Here is an 18,256-nt window from a genome sequence, read left to right on the forward strand (position 1 = left end):
ACGGTCAAAGGACGAACGGCTATCCGTGTTTTGAACCGATTCCGTGAGTTGAAGAAAAAGCCCTATTGGGGCAATCATTTCTGGTCGAGAGGATATTGCGTAGACACAGTGGGACTCGATTCCGAAATGATTCGAAAGTACGTCAAACATCAGGAGCAGAAGGAACGGGAATCCGAGAATCCCCGTTACTGATAACATAGTAAAATGGGGGCAACTCAACTTTGCCCTCTCAGAGGGCAAAGCAATTTTATCCCCTTCCAGGGGTTAATCCCAAAACCGGCCCCTCAGGGGTCGGTTTTTTATTCCGAACGCACAATGCTTGGACTTTTCCCACTCCATTTGATATGCCTTGTCTAAACGCATAAGCCGACGCCGACGCCGTTCATCCAGGGGGGAGTCTTGGGGGCGGGCTTATTTTTCATCGATCGGACGCGTTTTCAAACCATCAATCTCAAACGACCTTGGAACCACATTCAATAGTCTGACAGTCAGCGTCTCCGGGGGGAGAAACCGTTGATTTTAGCTCGGAACGATCTGACCATTTTTTAGTCATCCGGAGGGGGTGTTATGGCAAGTCCGTATTGGGTTAAGACGCTTCTTAAAAAATCATTTTCCTCGCGTTTTTTCTTGGCGCGATTGACGCATTTTCCCGTGCTTGGCAATCTGATCGAAAAGGCCTTGTTTGAAAATGACGACATCATTTATCTGGCCAAGGATTCGGTGGTGGAGATCAACCATGATCTGGCCGGCCGGGAGGATATGGTCATGCCGTCCCAGGTGTTGGAGCACTTTATCATCCGCTCCAATTACCGGTTTATCATGAACACCTGCATCTGCAGGGAAAGCGAAGGCTGCCGGGACTATCCCATAGACCTGGGCTGCATCTTTTTGGGAGAGGCGGCCCTGGACATCAACCCGAAATTCGGCCGCCTGGCCTCCGTGGAGGAAACTCTGGAGCACGCCCGCAAATGCCGGGAGGCGGGCCTGGTGCATTTGATAGGGCGCAACAAGCTGGACACCATCTGGCTGAACGTAAGGCCCAAGGAAAAACTGCTGACCGTTTGCCACTGCTGTCCCTGCTGCTGCTTGTGGAAGGTGATCCCGACCATCACGGACAAAATCAGCGATCGCGTGGCCCCCATGCCCGGCCTGACCGTAGCCGTTACGGACAAATGCGTGGGTTGCGGGGCTTGCATAAATGACATATGTTTTGTAAACGCAATCCGGCTGGTCGACGGCAAGGCCGAAATCAGCGGCGATTGCCGGGGCTGCGGCCGATGTGTGGAAATTTGTCCATCCGAGGCGATTCGGGTGAACTTCCATGGGGGGGCGAGCGTGGAAGACGCCATCAATCGAATCCACGGCCTGGTGGATTTTACGTAATGGAGTAGTTTTGCAGTGAGTTCCCCCAATCCAAATGCGGCCAAGGCGGCCGCGCAATACCTGGCCCTGACCCGGGAAAGCCAGGGGCCGGTGGAATGCCTGGGGTTGGAAAGATCCTCCCAGGCCTATTTTATCGCCCAGCTTTTCCGGGAGAAAAACCGCACCGTCCTTGTTTTGGCGCCCACCAAAAAGGAAGCCAAAACCCTGTGCGCGGATTTGGATTTTTTTCTGCAGGACCTGAAACCGCCCGAGTCGGCCCTGCCCGGCCAAGGCTGGATTCTGGAATTCCCGGCCTATCACATCCTGCCTTTTAAGGGGATTTCGTATCATACGGAAACCGCCGCCAATCGCATATCCGCACTAAGCCGTATGGCCAACTCGCCGGATCCGGCCATTGTGGTGACCACGCCCCAGGCCATGGCGTCCAGGCTGATTCCCAAAAGCGCGCTCAACAGCTTTGGGGAGCTTATCATGGCCGGCGAGGAGCTGGACCGGGACTCCTTTGTGGAAAAACTGGTGAGCGGCGGCTACGTCAAAAATCTGATTGTGGAGGAGCCCGGCGATTTTTGCGTCCGGGGCTCCATTGTGGACGTTTACGGCCCGCCGTACTCCCAGCCGCTTCGCATCGAGTTTTTCGGGGACGAGGTGGACTCCATCCGATTTTTCTCGCCCTCCACCCAACGCACCATAAAAAAAATGGAGGAGGCGGTCATCCTGCCCGCCACGGAAGCGGTGGTTTCCAAAGACCATTTGCAAAGCGTCATCCATCGCGTGCGGGAAAAGGCGGTTCTGGCGGACATGCCGGTGACCAAAATCCGCGAGGTGGTGGACAGCCTCAAGACCACCCAGCAGTTCCCGGGCATTGAGGGATTCGTCCCCCTGTTGTACGAAAACGGCGGAGACTCCTTATTCGACTACCTTCCGGCCGACACCCTGTGCGCGGTTCTGGATCCTGTGGCCGCGTCCCGGGAGTACGAAAAATATCTGGAGGACGTGGAGGAGAACTACGAAACCGCCCAGGCGGAAAACCGCCTTTCCATTCCTCCGGCCATGACCCATCTGACCGCGGAAGAGTTTCAGAAGCGCCTTAACCGGGCCAGGCCCCTGACCTTTCCCGCGCTGGCCGTCACCGGCCCGCAGGAGCAGGAGGCAGGCAAGGCCCGCATGCAATTGCATGTGGAGACCAATACGGAGCTGACTCAGAATCTCAAGGCGTCCAAAGAGCGGGACCAGCTGCTCAAGCCCCTGGCCGACTGGGTGAAGGACAAACGCGCCCAAGGCTACTCCATTGTCATGGCTTGCGGCTCCAAGATGCAGGCCGAGCGTCTGGAATCCCTGCTTACCCCATACGGCGTGGGTCTCGCCCGCAATCAAAACTGGATGACCAGGCCCAGCGCCCGGTGCCAGGTGGTTTTGGGAAGTCTGTCCTCCGGCTTTGTGTGGCCGGCCGAGTCCCTGGCCGTGGTTACGGAAACCGAGATATTCGGGCCCAAGCATCGCCGCCGGAAAATCGAAACCCAACGCCCCCGCACCGAATTGTTGGACCTGGCCCAACTCAGCCAGGGGGATTTTGTGGTGCACGTGGACCACGGCATCGCCCAATACGGCGGGCTGGTCAAGATGGATCTGGGCGGCGTGGCCAACGATTTTTTGCTTTTGGAATACCGGGACGGAGACAAGCTCTACCTGCCGGTGGACAAGTCCAACCTCATCCAAAAATACCGGACCATGGGCGAAACCGCCCCGGCCCTGGAAAAGCTGGGCGGCAAAGCCTGGGAAAAAGTCAAAAGCCGGGTTAAAAAGTCCGTGGAGAAAATCGCCGGAGAGCTTCTTAAGCTCTACGCCGTGCGCAAGGTCAAACAGGGCTATGCGTTCTCGCCCACGGACAGTTACTTCGCCGAGTTCGAGGCCAATTTTGAATACGAGGAAACCCCGGACCAGGCCAAGGCCATCAACGACGTGCTGGCGGACATGGAAAACCAGCGGCCCATGGACAGGCTGATTTGCGGGGACGTGGGATACGGAAAAACCGAGGTGGCGTTGAGGGCTTCGTTCAAGGCGGTGAGCGACTCCAAGCAGACGGCCTTTGTCACGCCCACCACCATTTTGTCCGAGCAGCATTACAGGACCTTTTTAAAGCGCTACGAAGGCTACCCCGTAAAAATCGCCTGTCTGAACCGCTTCAGAAAAGCCTCCGAAAAAAAGGAAATCCTCAAAGGCTTGGAAAACGGGGATATCGACATTGTCATCGGCACCCACAGCGTGCTGCAGAAGTCCGTGCAGTTCAAGGACCTGCGCCTGGTGATCATTGATGAGGAGCAGCGCTTCGGGGTCAAGCACAAGGAGACATTGAAGAAAATCCGCGCCACCGTGGACGTCCTGGCGCTGACCGCCACGCCCATCCCCCGGACCTTGCACATGTCCATGGTGGGCATCAGGGACATCACGGTCATCAACACGCCCCCCGAGCAAAGACGGCCCATCACCACCTACGTCTCCAAATTCGACGAGGTGATTGCAGCGGAGGCCATCCGGGCGGAGCTGGCCCGCAAAGGCCAGGTGTTTTTTGTGCACAACCGGGTCCAGTCCATCGACGTCATGGCGGGCAGGCTGAAAAGGCTCGTGCCCGAAGCCAGGGTGGGAGTGGCCCACGGCCAGATGTCCGAGACCATGCTGGAAAAGGTCATGATGAAATTCGTGAATCACGAGATCGACCTCCTGGTTTGCACGGCCATCATTGAATCCGGGTTGGACATTCCCGCGGCCAACACCATCCTCATCAACAGGGCCGACATGTTCGGCCTGGCCCAGATATACCAGTTGCGCGGCCGGGTGGGCCGGGGCGACGACCAGGCCTACGCCTATCTGTTCATCCCGGACGAGTCCGTGCTCACCCGGGACGCCCAGCGCAGGCTCAAAGTGCTCATGGAGCACAGCGACCTGGGCGCGGGCTTCGCCATCGCCATGAGCGACCTGCAAATTCGGGGCGGCGGAACGATTCTGGGCTCGGCCCAAAGCGGACAGATTGCCGCCGTGGGCTATGAAATGTACCTCCAATTGATGGAGACCGCCATCGGCCAATTAAAGGGGGAAGGCTCGGCCCCGCCCCTGGACCCGGAAATCAACGTGGATTTTTCCGCGTTCATCCCGGAATGGTACATCCCGGATGTGGACCAGAGGTTGTTGGCGTACCGGCGCCTTTCCCGCATGGAAAAGGTCTCGGACGTGGGCGCCTTTTCCAAGGAAATGCAGGACCGGTTCGGCAAGGTTCCCCAAGAGACCAATCAGCTTTTTTTCAAGATTATGTTCAAAATTCTGTGCCGGGATGCGGGGGTGAAAAAGATGGACATGGCCGGTAAAAACCTCCACCTTGTCATCTCCCCGGAGCATCAGCGCAATCGGGACGAACTGCTTTATATGATAAAGGAAAACTTCCCCCGATTCCGTTTGAACCCGGAGGGCGTGCTTAAAGTGGCCCTGGACACGGAGGCCGTCAAGGGCCGGGCCGTGGCCGTTAAAAACGTATTGAAAGAAATCGCCGAGCGTGTTAATTGATTCAATTGCCTTGCGCCTGGAAAGGCGCAGGCCCGAACGCCGGACGTTTAAAACGTTACGGAGGGATGCGGTGGCTACAAACAGGGTTAAAAATTCGCGCGTTGCACCCGTTATCCTGGCAGGCGCGCTGGCCGTCCTCCTCGCGGGCGTATTGCTGTTTCCCGGCTGCGGAGAAAGGGAGCAGGTCCGGGACGACGCCCTGGCCCGCGTGGGCGAGACCGTCCTGAAGCTGCCTGAGTTCAACGAGCTGTTTGAACTTGCCGAGGCAGGCTTTTCCGGTTACGGGCTGGGCTATACAGCCAACAGAAAAGAGTCCAGAAGACAGTTCCTCAACCAATTGGTGGAGGAAATGTTCGTCCTGGAGTACGCACGGGTGAATGGCTTGGTCCTCACTCCGGAAGCCCTGCAAAAGGCGGAGCAGGGAATCTGGCGGGACTACACTTTTGTCAACCCCGACGACCCCATATTGGGCAAAGACAAGGCCGGGGAGGAGCAAGAGCAGGCTGCGCCCCAGGACTTGACCGAACCGCCGGAAGCATTTGTCTCCGTCTTGCGGGATCAGGCCTTGACTTTTCAACTCTGGGAAAAAGGGCTGGCTCGCAGACTGTTGCTGGAGCAGGCGATTTCCCGGGAGATGGATGGCAGGGTGCAGGTCTCGGAGGAAGAGATCAAAGCCTATCTCGCCGAGAATCCCGTCATTCCTCAAATGAGGCCGGAAGAAGATACGGCTTACGAAAAAAGTGAAGCCCCTGAAGGAGAAGACGCCCCTGAGCCCAAAGGCCCTTCCCTTGAGGAGCAAAAGCGCATTGCACGAAAAGTCCTGGAAGCTCAAAAAGCCCAGGATGAATACGCCCAATGGCTGCTGGAGCTTAAGGAGCGTTTTCCCGTCTCAGTCAGGCCGGACCTTCTGTAGCAGCAGAACGGCATGGAGTGTAACGATACCATGATGAGTTGCATGAAAAAAAATTGTTTGACCGCCCTTTTCTCGACCCTGTTGACGCTGATGACGGTTGTCCCTTCCTTTGCGGAAGGCGAGTTGGTGGACCGGATCGTGGCCATTGTCAACACGGATGTGATCATGCTTTCCGAACTGAACGAAAAAATGGCCCCGATCGTGGCCAAAATTGACGCGGCAGGTCTGCCTGACGAGCAAAGGGAAAAAACGATATACCAATACCGGGAGGATATTCTGAGCTCTATGGTCAGCTCCCTGCTGGTTGAGCAGGAAAGCGAAAAACTCGGCGTCAAGGTCCTGGAAGGCGAGGTGAACTCCTATCTGGAGCGTTTCAAGCAAAGCAGCCACCTGACGGACGAAGCCCTGAGAGCCCAGTTGGACGCGGACGGCATCAGCATGGAGCTTTTCCGCAACCAGATTCACGACACCATCCTGTTTCAAAAGCTGAAAACCACGGAAGTGGATTCCAAAATCGTAATCACGGATAAGGAAGTCCAGGATTATTACAACGAGCACATTGACCAGTATGAGGGGAAAAAATCCTATCATCTGCGTTATATCCTCTTGCCTTATCCCGAAAACGCCGCGGAAGAGCAAAAAGCAGCCGTGGAAAAAACCATGGGCGAAATCATCGCCATGTACAAGGCGGGAGAGAGCTTTCCCGCTTTGATCGAGAAGGTCTCCCATGAAAAAATCGGGGGCTCGGGCGGAGACCTGGGCTTTTTCAAGGCCGGCGACCTGACCAAGGATCTTTCGGAAAAAGTGAAAACCATGAAGCCCGGCGATATTACGGAGCCCATGACCGTGGATTTGGGGCTGCAAATCTTCTGGCTGGAAGAAACCGAAATGGGGGAAGGAACCAGCCTGGAAGACGCCCACCAAGAGATTCAGGAACTGCTGTATAATGAAGAGGTTAAGCATAAGTACGAAAAGTGGGTTTCTGAATTGGAAGACAACTCTTACGTAAAAATAATTAGGTAAACAGGTTCCATCGAAGTTATCGTCGAAAAACCTGTATATACTCTGGAAAGGTGTTTGCTGACATGTTAGGCGATCGTACCAAAACGACCATAGAACCCATCCGCCGGCTTTTAAGGAGAGGGGCTTTTTCACAGGTCCGCAAGATCGTCAACAAGACTCACGCCGCCGATCTTTCCGTCGCCTTTCGCACCATCTCCCCCTACGACCAGAAAAAGCTCTTCTCCATGATTCAGGATTTGGAGCAAAAGGGCCTGGTCTTTTCCGAGCTGGATGAAGACATCTTCCTGCGCATTGTGGAGGATCTTCGCGTTGACGAGATCGTGGACATTCTGGACACCATGGCCTCGGACGACGTGGCGGACCTTATGGAGCGGTTTCCCGCCGACCTGGCCAAGGAAATCCTCCGAAAAATGGAAAAAGAGGGGTCCGAGGAAGTCGAAGGCCTGCTCCGGTACGACACCGACACCGCCGGCGGCATCATGGTGCCCGACTTTGTCACGGTGAGCGAAGATACCACGGCCGAAAAGGCCATCGCCTCCCTGCAAAAAGAATACATAGACGTTGAAATGCCCTTCTACCTCTACGTGACCGACGACTACGACAGGCTGGTGGGCGTCAGCAGTCTGCGCCAGCTGGTGGTGGTTCCGCCGGAAACGCCGGTCAGGGATTTTATGACCAGGGACGTTTACCGGGTCAGCACGGACATGGACCAGGAGGAAGTGGCCAAGATCGTCGCCCGATACGATATCCTGGCCGTCCCGGTTGTGGACGAGGAAAACAAGCTGGTGGGCATCATCACCGTGGACGACGTCATTGACATCATCCGCCGGGAAGCCACCGAGGATATGTTCAAGATGGCCGGCGTGGGCGAAGAGTTTGTGGAAACCCAGTCCATCGTCAAGAGTACGCGCATCCGCCTGCCCTGGCTGTTTGCAAGCTGTTTGGGCGGCGTGCTGGCCTATTTCATCATAGGCCGGTTTGAGGCCAGCCTGAAGCAAATGGCGTATTTGGCGGCGTTCATCCCCGTCATCATGGGCATGGGCGGCAACATCGGCACCCAGTCCTCCACCATTGTGGTCCGGGGCATTGCCACGGGCAGGATTAATATTCGCGATTTATGGCGCGTGGTGGGCAAAGAGTTGTCAGTCGGGCTGATCCTGGGCGTTTTTTACGGCTTGGTTGTGGGCGCGGTCGCCAGGATTACGCACGACCAATGGTCCTTGTCTTTTGCCGTCACCCTGGCCGTCATGTCCTCCATGAGCATTGCAGCCCTGGTGGGCTCCATGTTTCCCCTTATCTTCGCCCGGCTGCATATTGACCCGGCCGTGGCCACGGGGCCCTTTGTCACCACATCCATCGATATTTTGAGCGTGTTTTTCTATTTTCAAATCGCCACCGTGCTGCTTAACCTATAAAGACCAATGCCTCCTGTAACCACATCAGCCGTAATCTTGCGCAGCATTGAATACGGGGACTTCGACCTCATAGTCACCTTCTTCACCCAGGCTCAAGGCAAAAGGGCCGCCCTGGCGAAAAACGCGCGCAAGAGCTTCAAACGGTTCGGGGGCGCTTTGGAGCTGTTTTCCAAAGTCAGCATCGTGTATGCGCACGGCAAAAAAAAAGGCGGGCTGCCTCTGCTTTCGGAGTCCAACCTGGAACAGCATTTCAGCAATATCCGAATGGATATCCACAAAACAGCCCTTGCCAGCTTGTGGGCCGAAACCATATACTCGTGGGCTGAGGAAGAACAGGCTCAGGAAGAGATTTTTCAACTGCTGATCCGCTCCCTGGAAAACCTGGACGATGAAAAGGTGGACAGGGACAAGGTCAATATATTATTTTTATTGCGTTTTTTAGCGCTTGCGGGCCTTACCCCCAGCCTGGATCAATGCGTATTGTGCTGCAGGTCCCTGGAAGATTGGGGCCAGGGCGGAATTTGCTTTGACCATGCACGGGGGGGCATAGTATGCCCCAAGTGCGGAGTCTGCCTGGCGCCCGGCCCGGTGTTGTCGGTTGGGGCGGTCAAGCAATTGCTGTGGCTTAACAAAGGAGACCTGGCCGCGGCCGGCCGCATGAAGTTGAGCCGGGAGGCCATGGACCGCGGGAGAGACTTGCTGGAGTCTTTCCTGGCGTACCATCTGGGCAGGGAGCCCAAGAGTTTGCGTTTTTTGAAGGATTTACGGAGACGGCATTTTTAAATGGGAGGCTTTTTGCATGTCTAACCGCTTAAAAGAATTGCTGCAAGACTGTTCGGTGGAGGCTTCGGCCCCCTGCAGGATCGACATGGGAGGCACCCTGGACATCCCGGTGTTTTACTATGCGCTCCACCATCTTTCGCCGTGCACCTTCAATGCGGCCCTGGCTCTCAGGACCAGGGTCACGCTGTGCGCCAACGACTCGGACATGGTCAAGGTTTCGTCCCGGGGGTTTGAAAGCGCCGAATTTCAGCTGGATTCCGCGCCCTTTGACCATCCCCTGGGCATCATTTTCGCCATTGCCGTGTATTATCGCGCCCACGGCATTCATATTACGGTGGAATCCGACTCGCCGCCCAAAAGCGCTTTGGGCGGATCGTCGGCGGCCGCTCTGGCGGTTATCGCGGCCTTTGACAGAGCCTATCAGGAGCTGGGAGAGCGCGCGTTGCCGGTCCGGCGCTCCGTGGCCCTGGCCCACGACATTGAAAGCGCGGTTCTGGGCATCCCCTGCGGCTTGCAGGACCAGCTCGCCGCCGCTTACGGGGGCGTCAACGCCTGGTACTGGACGGTCAGCCCGGACGGCCCGAGGTTTGAAAAGCAATCCCTCATGGGCAAAAAAGAAGCCCGGGAGTTTGAAAAGCGCATCCTGATAGCCTATTGCGGCATCCCGCATGTCTCCGCCGACGTGAACACCACCTGGATGAAGCAGTTCGTGTCCGGGTCCACCCGGGATAAATGGGTGCAAATAGCAGGCTTGACCGCGGATTTCGTGGACGCCGTCGATAAAAAGGATTTCCCGAGAGCCATCAAGGCCATGAACAAGGAAGTGGACCTGCGTCTGGAAATGACTCCTGGCGTCCTCAATCCAATCATGCACCGCCTGGTTCAGGCGGCCAAGGAGAATGCTGCTGGCGCCCGGTTTACCGGGGCCGGCGCTGGTGGTTGCGTATGGGCGTTGGGCGAAGAAGATAAAATGGAAGCCATTAAAGAGTTATGGTCAAAGATCCTGGCCGGCGAAGAAGGCGCCCATCTTTTGGATGCGGGCGTCGACCCGGACGGGGTCCTGGTAAGCCAAAGGTAAGAAAAGGAAAACAATCCATGACGTTCCAAGATATTATTCTCACGCTTCAAAAATACTGGGCTGACAAAGGCTGCGTCCTGGTGCAGCCCTATGACATGGAAGTGGGAGCAGGGACCTTTCATCCCGAAACCCTTCTGAGGTCTTTAGGGCCCGAGCCCTGGAAAACCGCTTACGTGCAGCCTTCCCGCAGGCCCACGGACGGAAGGTACGGCGAAAACCCCAACCGCCTCCAGCACTATTACCAGTTTCAGGTCATCATCAAGCCATCGCCGGACGACGTCCAGGGCCTTTACCTGGACAGCCTCAAGGCCATTGGCATTGATCCTCTGGCCCACGACATCCGCTTTGTGGAAGACGACTGGGAGTCCCCCACCCTGGGCGCTGCAGGCCTGGGCTGGGAAGTCTGGCTGGACGGCATGGAAATCACCCAGTTCACCTATTTCCAGCTTGCAGGCAGCATCGAGCTTTCCCCCGTGACCGTGGAACTGACCTACGGCCTGGAGCGCATCGCCATGTACCTGCAGGAAATCGATAATGTCTACGAACTGGACTGGAACGGCGTTGTCAAATACGGCGACCTGCACCACATGAACGAGGTGGAGCAAAGCACCTATAACTTTGAGGTGGCCAACGTGGATATGCTTCTGGGCTTTTTCGACGCCTACGAAGCCGAGGCCAAGGCCTGCCTGGAAAAGGAACTGGTCCTGCCCGCTTACGAATATTGCCTCAAGTGCTCGCACACCTTCAACCTGCTGGACGCCCGGGGCGCCATCAGCGTTACGGAGCGCACGGGCTATATCGCCCGCATCCGCAACATGGCAAGGGGCTGCGCCGAGAAATATCTTGAACAAAGAGAGTCCATGGGATTTCCCCTGGCCCAATAAGCCGGGATTTTCCGGGAAATACATAGAGGTATGAAATGCAACCATTGTTATTGGAAATAGGAAGCGAAGAAATCCCCGCCGGGTATATTGTCCCGGCTTTGGAGGCCCTGGCCCAGGCCCTGGACGCCAAGCTGGAAAGCGCTCGGATCGCCCATTCAAAGCCCAAGGTTTACGGCACGCCCCGGCGTTTGGCCGTGATCCTGGACGAAGTGGCTGAAAAGCAGGAATCCGTGACCACCGAAATGGTCGGCCCTCCCAAAAGCGTGGCCTTTGACGATGAGGGCAAGCCCAAGGTGCCGGCCGTCAAATTCGCCGAAAAAGCCGGCGTGGCCGTGGAAGAACTTAGGTTTCAGGAAACGGAAAAAGGCGTGTATTTATGCGCCAAAATCCAGGACGAAGGCAAGGAAACTCTGGGCATCCTCCAGGAAATGCTGCCTGAGATCATCAGCCATATTCCGTTCCCCAAGTCCATGCGCTGGGCCGCCCTGCCCGGAACCTTCGCCAGGCCGGTCTTCTCCATCCTGGCCCTGCTGGGCGACCAGGTGATTCCTTTTGAATGGAACGGCGTGACCACCGGCCGCCAGACCCGCGGGCACTATTTCATGGCGCCCGGGGCCATTGATATCCAAACTCCGTCCGAGTACGTGGACGCCCTGGAAAAGGCCAAGGTCATTGCGGACATTCCCGCCCGCCGCCAAATGGTCAAGGAAGGCGTGGACGCTATCGCCAAGGAGTTGGGCGGCGAGGCCATTGAAGACGAGGAACTGGTGGACATCGTGGCCAATCTGGTGGAATTCCCCGCGCCCGTGGGCGGCAAGTTCGAAACCGGATTTTTGGAAGTGCCGGACAAAGTCCTCATCACCGCCATGCGCGAGCACCAGAAATATTTCGCCATCCAGGATAAGGACGGCAAGCTCATGCCCTGCTTTGTGGCTGTGAACAACACCCAATGCAAGGATCCCCAGCTTGTGGCCACCGGCCACGAACGCGTGCTCCGCGCCAGGCTGTCCGACGCCAAGTTCTTCTGGGACGTGGATAAAAAACAGTCCATGGAGGATTGGGTCAAGCGCCTGGATCGGGTTCTGTTTCAGAAGAAGCTGGGCTCCGTGGGCGAAAAGGTCGCCCGGGTGGAGGAAATGGCCAAGTTCCTGGCCGCCGCCCCTGAAATCGGCGGAGATCCGGAGAAAGCCCAAATGGCGGCGCACTTCTGCAAGGCCGACCTTGTTTCCGGCGTGGTCATCGAGTTCACCAAGCTCCAGGGCGTCATGGGCAAGGCTTACGCCTCCCTGGCCGGTATGGACGCGGAAACGGCCAGCGCTTTGGAAGAGCATTATCTGCCGGCCTATTCCGGCGGCCCCCTGCCCCGGACCAAGACGGGCGACGCCGTCGCCATGGCCGATAAAATGGACTCCTTGTGCGGCTGCTTCGCCGTGGGGCTCATCCCCTCGGGCAACCGCGATCCTTACGCCTTGCGCCGTCAGGGCATCGGCGTCATACGCATCCTGCAGGAAAAGGGATATTCCCTCAGCCTTGGCGCCATCGTGGATAAAGGCTTGGAACTGGTCAAGGACAAGGCGGACCAGGACCTTGCGGAAACCCGGGAAAAAGTCGTCTCCTTTTTGGCCGACCGCATGGCCCACATGCTCTCTGAGCAGGGATTTTCCAAAGACGTCATCCAGGCGGCCGTCGCCATCTCCTGCGACGACGTCCCGTACCTGTGGAAGCGCGTAGCGGCCGTGGAAAAGTTGAAAACCCTGCCCGATTACGAGGCTCTGGCCCAGACCTTCAAACGGGTGGCCAACATCATCAAACAGGCTGCGGAAAAAGGAACCCTGTCCGATCAGAAGGTGGACCCGGCCCTGTTTGAAAAGGATTGCGAAAAGGATCTTTTGGAAGCCTTCACCGCCATGGAAGCCAAGGTCAGCGGCCTGGGCGTGGATCAGGCCCTGCTGGAAGTCGCCAAGCTCCGTCCGGCGGTGGATGCTTTCTTTGACGACGTCATGGTCATGGCCGAGGACATGAAGGTGCGGGAAAACCGTTTGGCCCTGCTGGCAGGCATTGCGGGCCTGTTCGGCCGTTTTGCGGATTTCTCGCGCATTTCCGCATAGCAATGGGGTCAAATCTACGTTTGACGTTTGAGACCTTGCAAAGCCGGATTTAGTGAGTCGTTAGAGAACAAGTCACGCTTTGTCGGGTTTGAGGTCCCCCCGCGTTCGCGACCATTTGAAGCGCAAAGCCGGACTTCGTAACCCGACCTAAAAACGCCTTAACGGGGTCAAAGCGCCGCAAGTTGGGTTGAGCTTGCGAAACCCAACAATCATAGCCTGTTATGCATTTTTCTCATTACTGGTTACACCAAGAAAATGAGATGCATAAAAATAAAGACACTGGGTTCCCGCTTGCGGACGATCCTGAAAAGCGGATCGCCCTTGCGGGAATGACGGTCTAATATGGCGAATGGGATTTTTAAGGGCGCTTGCCGCCCGTCGTCCCCGTGGAGGGGGGCGGCGGGATGATTGCAGCGATTTTGCAATCATCATGACGCACTCACGGAAACGTGGATCCAGCGTCCCTTTTGCGGCCATGGCGCATCCGCCCTGTCATAACAATAACGAACCAGCCCCGGCGGCCTTTATTCGGGCCGGCCGGGGTTCATGGTTAAATAATACACTCAAGGAGAAAGAATATGCCTTACGATGCGGAATTGGATAAAGTGCTCAAGTCATGGGAATCCGAAGAAACCGGACTGGTTATTTCCATCAATCAGTACGCGGAATCCGAGCCCAAGCTCCAGATCGGCCCCAGGATGTTCACCCGTAAGGACGGCACCAAGAGGCAGGGAAAAGCGGGCCGTTTGACCGTGGAAGACGTGCTTTGGCTGTATGATATGATTGACGAAATCAAAGACGAACTCCTGGAGCTTGCACCGCCCGAATAATGAAAATTGTGGATGAAAAAACCTCCCGGGACGCCCTCATCAATCCCAGGGCCATTAAGGGCGTCCCCAAACTGGACTCCATCGCCCTTATGTGCGCGGTGCGGCCTGACGTGGACGATCTGGTCAAATGCCTTGGCTTGAAGCAATCGCACCAGTTGCCCATGAACAAAATCCATTTTAACAAGGACGGCAAGGGCGGGTGCGTGGCCGGCCCCATGATGGGAGCGCCTTACGCCGCTTACGTCCTGGAGCAGCTAATCGCCAGCGGCGCCGAAAAGATCCTGTTCGTGGGATGGTGCGGCGCCGTGAGCCCTGACCTGGAAATCGGCGACGTGATTGTGCCAAGCTCTGCGTTTGTGGATGAAGGCACGTCGGTCCATTATTCGCACCGGGAGATTGGAGCCATCGTCCGCTCCTTCCCCAACGAGGACCTGGCGGACTGGCTATCCGGCGCCCTGGAGCGGCAGGAAATCGAACACGCCCGAAAAGCCGTCTGGACCACGGACGGCATTTACAGGGAGACTCCCGAACAGATCGAGTATTTTTCCCGGCAGGGCGCGGCGGCCGTGGAAATGGAGCTTTCCGCGCTTCAGTCCGTGGCCAATTTTCGGGAGGCCGCCTTGTGCGGCGTGTTAATTGTTTCCGACGAGCTCCATTCCGGCAAGTGGAAGCCGGGCTTCAGCAACCCCACATTTCAGAAAACCCGTAAGAAAGTTATCGAGGCCTTATGCAGGATTTGCCGAGCAGCATAGCAGACATTTCCGATCCCGAGCTCCTGGTCCAATGGCTTGAAAAATACAACGAGGCTTACCGGGCCGGCGAACCCATGATCTCCGACGCCCATTACGACCTGTTGGTGGAGCGCCTGCGGGAGATCGCCCCGGACCACGGGTTTTTGTCCGCCGTGGAGCCGGAGACCTTTGCGGACAAGCGCGAGGTGCGCCATCCCGCTCCCATGTTGTCCACGGAAAAGGCTTACGACAAACAATCCCTGGAACGCTTTGTTGAAAGGGTTTACAAAGAGGCCGCCCAAATCGGCGTAATGGACGTGCTTTTTCAGGTAACGCCCAAGCTGGACGGCCTGGCCGCCCGGGACGACGGGGAAATCCTGGCCACCCGGGGCAACGGGTATGCGGGCTACGACATTACAAAGGCCTTTGAAAAAGGCGTGATCCCCCAGGGCGGACGCGGTTTGGGCCTGGGCGAAATCGTGGCGGTGCAATCCTATTTTCAGGAAAACCTGGCCGACCGTTTCGAGCATCCCCGGAACATGGTTGTCGGGATTATTTCTTCGGACGTGTTGAACATCTCGGCCAAGCAGGCGCTGGAAGACAGGCAGGTGCATTTCGTCCCTTACGCCACGCTGAACAAATGGGAAGGCTCGGGCAGGGAACTGCTTGAGAATAGCGAGAAAATCACCCGGGACCTGATCCAGGCCACGGATTATCCCATGGACGGCATGGTGGCCTCGGTCATGAACCAGGACGTGCGCGACCATATGGGCGCCACCTCCCATCATTACCGGTGGCAGATCGCCATCAAAGCCAAGGGCGAGACCGGCGTCACCAGGGTCAACGCCATCACCTGGCAGGTGGGGAGGACGGGCAACGTCACCCCCGTGCTGGAAGTGGAGCCGTTGAAATTGTCGGGCGCCACCATCCGCAGGGTGACGGCCCATAACGCCGGACGCATTCGCGAAAAAGGCGCGGGCGTCGGCGCCAGCATCGAGGTCATCCGCTCCGGCGAGGTCATTCCCAAACTGGAGAACGTGCTGACTCCCTCGGATGATACGCAAATCCCGGAAAACTGCCCGGTTTGCGAGACTCCATTGGAATGGAACAACGATTTTTTGAAATGCCCAAACCTCAACTGCAAAGCCCGGGTGGAGCAGCGCATCCGCCATTGGTTTCGGATTCTGGGCAACGCGGACTGGTTCGGTATAAAAACCGTGGAAAGGCTTGTGGCCGGAGGATTTGACAGCCTGGAAAAGATCTACGCCATGACCGAGGAGGATTTTCTGGCCCTGGAATTCGGACCGGTGCAGTCAAGGAATCTGGTGGAGGCAATCAGCCTGAGCAAATCCCGGCCCGTGGAGGATTGGCGCTTTCTGGCCGCTTTCGGCATCAGCGACCTGGGCGAAGGCGACAGCCGCAAGATTCTCTCCTTTTTCCCCTTGGAGGAATTGCTGGACAAAACCCGGGACGACATCGTCGCCCTGCACGGATTCGGCGAAATTACAAGCATTTCCATTGAAGAAGGCCTGAAGGCTTTAGGCCCAACCATCCGCCATATGCTGGATTTGGGATTCAACCTCCAGCCTACGCCCCTGAAATCCGAGGTGAACGTCTCCAGCCCCATCGCCGGCAAGGGCGTGGTGTTTACCGGAACCATGGAAACCGGCGCCCGCAAGGACATGGAGGAAAACGCCCGGTCCTTGGGCGCCAACGTGCAAAAAGCGGTTACAGGCAAGACCGATTACCTGGTTTGCGGCGCCAAAGTGGGCGCCAAAAAGACTCAAAAGGCCCAGGACCTGGGCGTCACCGTGCTGACGGAACAGGAATACCTCCAAATGCTGGAAGGCGGCGCCTCTGGGGATGAACCGGAACAGTTGAGCCTGTTCCAACAGGCATAGGGGCTGCTGAACAAAGGACCAATGCTTTGACGCATTAGCCCTATTGCAAAAAAATGCAGCCTGGGGCAATCCCGGCAATTTCACCTTTGCCAGCCAAAGAGGCCGATAGGCCTTATTTGAAATACTTGCCGTAGGTCGTGTCTACCCCCACAATGTGATTTACCAGCCAACTTTTCAGAAAATTGCCCATATTGGAGGCCATCACCGGCTGGCCGCTGTCCAGCTTGGCTTTCATGTCCTCCACCTGCTTGGTGTAATAGGCGTGCTCCTTTTCGTGGGCCGGAATGTTGGGATAGGCAGTCTTCTTCAATGCGTTGATTTCGTTTGCAAAATGCGTCTTGGTATAATTGACCAGTTCGTTGCAGGTGGATTCCATGACATCTCTGGCCTTGCCGGCCTTCATGGCCTCGTAAAAATTGTTGATGAGGCCGATGAGCTTTTTGTGCTCATTGTCAAAACGGGGCACGCCTACGCTGTATTTTTCTTCCCAGTTGAAAAACGCCATTTTGCTTTCTCCTTTGCTGTTGGGGGCTATAACGCCTTTGTTGCAACATGCTTGTCCCGCTCATTGTTGCAATTTGGAAATGTAAGGAAAAATAAGCAATAATCGGGCCAGGAAATTTTTGGAGTAAGGGATTTAACAGGAACATGCTGTTTTACCAAGATGCATACAGGGCGTTCCGCCTGCACAGGGCGGAAGGCGAACTCACCCGGGCGCCAAAAAAACAAAGAGCCGATGCATGGTTTGCATCAGCCCTTTTCCAAATCATATTGGACTCAAGCCGGAGCCGGGAGGCGAAAAATCCAACCTTGCCGCTCGTTTCAGGCTATCTTAGCTCAGATGCCTGCCGTAAGTCTTATCAATTCCCATGATATGGTTTACCAGCCAGTTCTTCAGGAAATTTCCCATGGAGGAAGCCATTACCGTCTCGCCGGACTGGAGCCTCGCTTGCAGGTCCATAACCTGCTTGGTGAACAGCTTATGCTCTTCCTGATGGTTAATCAAATCAGGATAGGTGCTTTTCTTTAGCGCTGCCTCTTCATTACTGAAATGCGTGCGGGTATATGCAACCAGTTCGTTGCATGTCTCCTGCATGACCTCACGGGCCTTGCCTGCGCTCATGGCCTCATAAAACCGGTTTGTCAGGCCGATGAGCTTTTTGTGTTCCATATCAAAACGGGGCACTCCCACGCTGTACTTGTCTTCCCATTGAAAAAACGCCATTCACAGTCTCCTTTTGAAAAATTCGATACATAGGTTTACCCGTTCCTTACATATCGGAAGGTTTTAAAGGAGACTTTAGCCTTAAATAGGATGCCCAGGTAAAAAGTTAAAAATCGGGTTGCAGCCTGAAATGGGGCGATGAACAGCGGATATCAATCCGAATCCGTTTTCCACCCGGATTCAAGCCCATCTTCTCCCACAGGCGCACAATTTGTTCTTTGAAATGAAAAAGCAGGCGCAAAACAGGGAGATTCAGGCCCCCTGACCTGGGGCCGCCCCCATTTTTCGCCCTCCGGTAACGCGTCGCCCGGAAAATGTTCATCCCCAAAACCTTCAGGACCACGCAGAATCGCACGGCTTCCAGCCCCCGCACCCGCAAGTGCTTGGCCCCTGTCTTGCGATCCAGTTCGGAAAACATCGCCTCCAC

The 18,256-nt window shown here is 56.3% G+C and carries 16 protein-coding genes; 13 read left to right on the top strand and 3 right to left on the bottom strand.

What is annotated here, in order from left to right; translation table 11 throughout:
- From BUE18_RS26085 to BUE18_RS26150, 13 genes are all read left to right on the top strand, one after another.
- A partial coding sequence (locus tag BUE18_RS26085) for a transposase (protein ID WP_170868476.1) occupies positions 1-192 on the top strand: 192 nt, incomplete at its 5' end.
- Positions 193-567: 375 nt separating this feature from the next.
- Positions 568-1,383 (top strand): DUF362 domain-containing protein, encoded by an 816-nt coding sequence (locus BUE18_RS26090; RefSeq protein WP_073479075.1) that lies wholly within the window; start codon positions 568-570, stop codon positions 1,381-1,383.
- Positions 1,384-1,398: 15 nt separating this feature from the next.
- Complete coding sequence (gene mfd, locus BUE18_RS26095) at positions 1,399-4,938, top strand: transcription-repair coupling factor (RefSeq protein WP_073479076.1); 3,540 nt, start codon at positions 1,399-1,401, stop codon at positions 4,936-4,938.
- Between the two features lie 70 nt (positions 4,939-5,008).
- The gene (locus BUE18_RS26100) at positions 5,009-5,851 is read left to right on the top strand and encodes a SurA N-terminal domain-containing protein (RefSeq protein WP_073479077.1); all 843 of its coding nucleotides are present in this window, start codon (positions 5,009-5,011) and stop codon (positions 5,849-5,851) included.
- Positions 5,852-5,893: 42 nt separating this feature from the next.
- Positions 5,894-6,874 carry a peptidylprolyl isomerase gene (locus BUE18_RS26105; protein WP_170868477.1) on the top strand — a complete coding sequence of 327 codons (981 nt, stop codon included), beginning with the start codon at positions 5,894-5,896 and terminating at the stop codon, positions 6,872-6,874.
- Positions 6,875-6,936: 62 nt separating this feature from the next.
- Positions 6,937-8,289 carry a magnesium transporter gene (gene mgtE, locus BUE18_RS26110; RefSeq protein ID WP_073479079.1) on the top strand — a complete coding sequence of 451 codons (1,353 nt, stop codon included), beginning with the start codon at positions 6,937-6,939 and terminating at the stop codon, positions 8,287-8,289.
- Between the two features lie 6 nt (positions 8,290-8,295).
- On the top strand, positions 8,296-9,072 hold the full coding sequence (recO, locus tag BUE18_RS26115) for a DNA repair protein RecO (RefSeq protein WP_073479080.1): 777 nt from the start codon (positions 8,296-8,298) through the stop codon (positions 9,070-9,072).
- A gap of 16 nt (positions 9,073-9,088) precedes the next feature.
- Complete coding sequence (locus tag BUE18_RS26120; protein ID WP_073479081.1) at positions 9,089-10,150, top strand: GHMP family kinase ATP-binding protein; 1,062 nt, start codon at positions 9,089-9,091, stop codon at positions 10,148-10,150.
- Positions 10,151-10,167: 17 nt separating this feature from the next.
- On the top strand, positions 10,168-11,034 hold the full coding sequence (gene glyQ, locus BUE18_RS26125; protein ID WP_073479082.1) for a glycine--tRNA ligase subunit alpha: 867 nt from the start codon (positions 10,168-10,170) through the stop codon (positions 11,032-11,034).
- Between the two features lie 35 nt (positions 11,035-11,069).
- A complete protein-coding gene (glyS, locus tag BUE18_RS26130; protein ID WP_073479083.1) occupies positions 11,070-13,142 on the top strand; it encodes a glycine--tRNA ligase subunit beta in 2,073 nt (690 codons plus the stop codon).
- Positions 13,143-13,720: 578 nt separating this feature from the next.
- Positions 13,721-13,972, top strand: a complete 252-nt coding sequence (locus tag BUE18_RS26140) for a hypothetical protein (RefSeq protein WP_073479085.1) — start codon at positions 13,721-13,723, stop codon at positions 13,970-13,972.
- A gap of 8 nt (positions 13,973-13,980) precedes the next feature.
- The gene (locus BUE18_RS26145) at positions 13,981-14,724 is read left to right on the top strand and encodes a nucleoside phosphorylase (protein ID WP_170868478.1); all 744 of its coding nucleotides are present in this window, start codon (positions 13,981-13,983) and stop codon (positions 14,722-14,724) included.
- The gene (locus BUE18_RS26150) at positions 14,700-16,604 is read left to right on the top strand and encodes a BRCT domain-containing protein (protein WP_073479086.1); all 1,905 of its coding nucleotides are present in this window, start codon (positions 14,700-14,702) and stop codon (positions 16,602-16,604) included. Before BUE18_RS26145 ends, BUE18_RS26150 begins: the two co-directional genes overlap by 25 nt.
- Before the next feature lie 112 nt (positions 16,605-16,716).
- On the opposite strand, the gene BUE18_RS26155 is transcribed toward BUE18_RS26150, so the two are convergent.
- The 3 genes from BUE18_RS26155 to BUE18_RS26165 all read right to left on the bottom strand — a co-directional run.
- Positions 16,717-17,109, bottom strand: a complete 393-nt coding sequence (locus tag BUE18_RS26155) for a bacteriohemerythrin (protein WP_073479087.1) — start codon at positions 17,107-17,109, stop codon at positions 16,717-16,719.
- Positions 17,110-17,436: 327 nt separating this feature from the next.
- A complete protein-coding gene (locus BUE18_RS26160; protein ID WP_073479088.1) occupies positions 17,437-17,829 on the bottom strand; it encodes a bacteriohemerythrin in 393 nt (130 codons plus the stop codon).
- Positions 17,830-17,935: 106 nt separating this feature from the next.
- On the bottom strand, positions 17,936-18,256 hold a 321-nt coding region (locus BUE18_RS26165; RefSeq protein ID WP_211482848.1), incomplete at its 5' end, for a transposase.

The sequence above is a fragment of the Desulfatibacillum alkenivorans DSM 16219 genome, assembly GCF_900142135.1.
Lineage (GTDB): Bacteria > Desulfobacterota > Desulfobacteria > Desulfobacterales > Desulfatibacillaceae > Desulfatibacillum > Desulfatibacillum alkenivorans.

What these genes read in the sequence shown, in the direction of transcription:
- BUE18_RS26160 (WP_073479088.1), bottom strand. Translation starts at nt 17,829, where the DNA reads ATGGCGTTTTTTCAATGGGAAGACAAGTACAGCGTGGGAGTGCCCCGT.
- BUE18_RS26105 (WP_170868477.1), top strand. Translation starts at nt 5,894, where the DNA reads ATGAAAAAAAATTGTTTGACCGCCCTTTTCTCGACCCTGTTGACGCTG.
- BUE18_RS26140 (WP_073479085.1), top strand. Translation starts at nt 13,721, where the DNA reads ATGCCTTACGATGCGGAATTGGATAAAGTGCTCAAGTCATGGGAATCC.
- BUE18_RS26155 (WP_073479087.1), bottom strand. Translation starts at nt 17,109, where the DNA reads ATGGCGTTTTTCAACTGGGAAGAAAAATACAGCGTAGGCGTGCCCCGT.
- BUE18_RS26150 (WP_073479086.1), top strand. Translation starts at nt 14,700, where the DNA reads ATGCAGGATTTGCCGAGCAGCATAGCAGACATTTCCGATCCCGAGCTC.
- mgtE (WP_073479079.1), top strand. Translation starts at nt 6,937, where the DNA reads ATGTTAGGCGATCGTACCAAAACGACCATAGAACCCATCCGCCGGCTT.
- recO (WP_073479080.1), top strand. Translation starts at nt 8,296, where the DNA reads ATGCCTCCTGTAACCACATCAGCCGTAATCTTGCGCAGCATTGAATAC.
- glyQ (WP_073479082.1), top strand. Translation starts at nt 10,168, where the DNA reads ATGACGTTCCAAGATATTATTCTCACGCTTCAAAAATACTGGGCTGAC.
- BUE18_RS26120 (WP_073479081.1), top strand. Translation starts at nt 9,089, where the DNA reads ATGTCTAACCGCTTAAAAGAATTGCTGCAAGACTGTTCGGTGGAGGCT.
- BUE18_RS26090 (WP_073479075.1), top strand. Translation starts at nt 568, where the DNA reads ATGGCAAGTCCGTATTGGGTTAAGACGCTTCTTAAAAAATCATTTTCC.
- glyS (WP_073479083.1), top strand. Translation starts at nt 11,070, where the DNA reads ATGCAACCATTGTTATTGGAAATAGGAAGCGAAGAAATCCCCGCCGGG.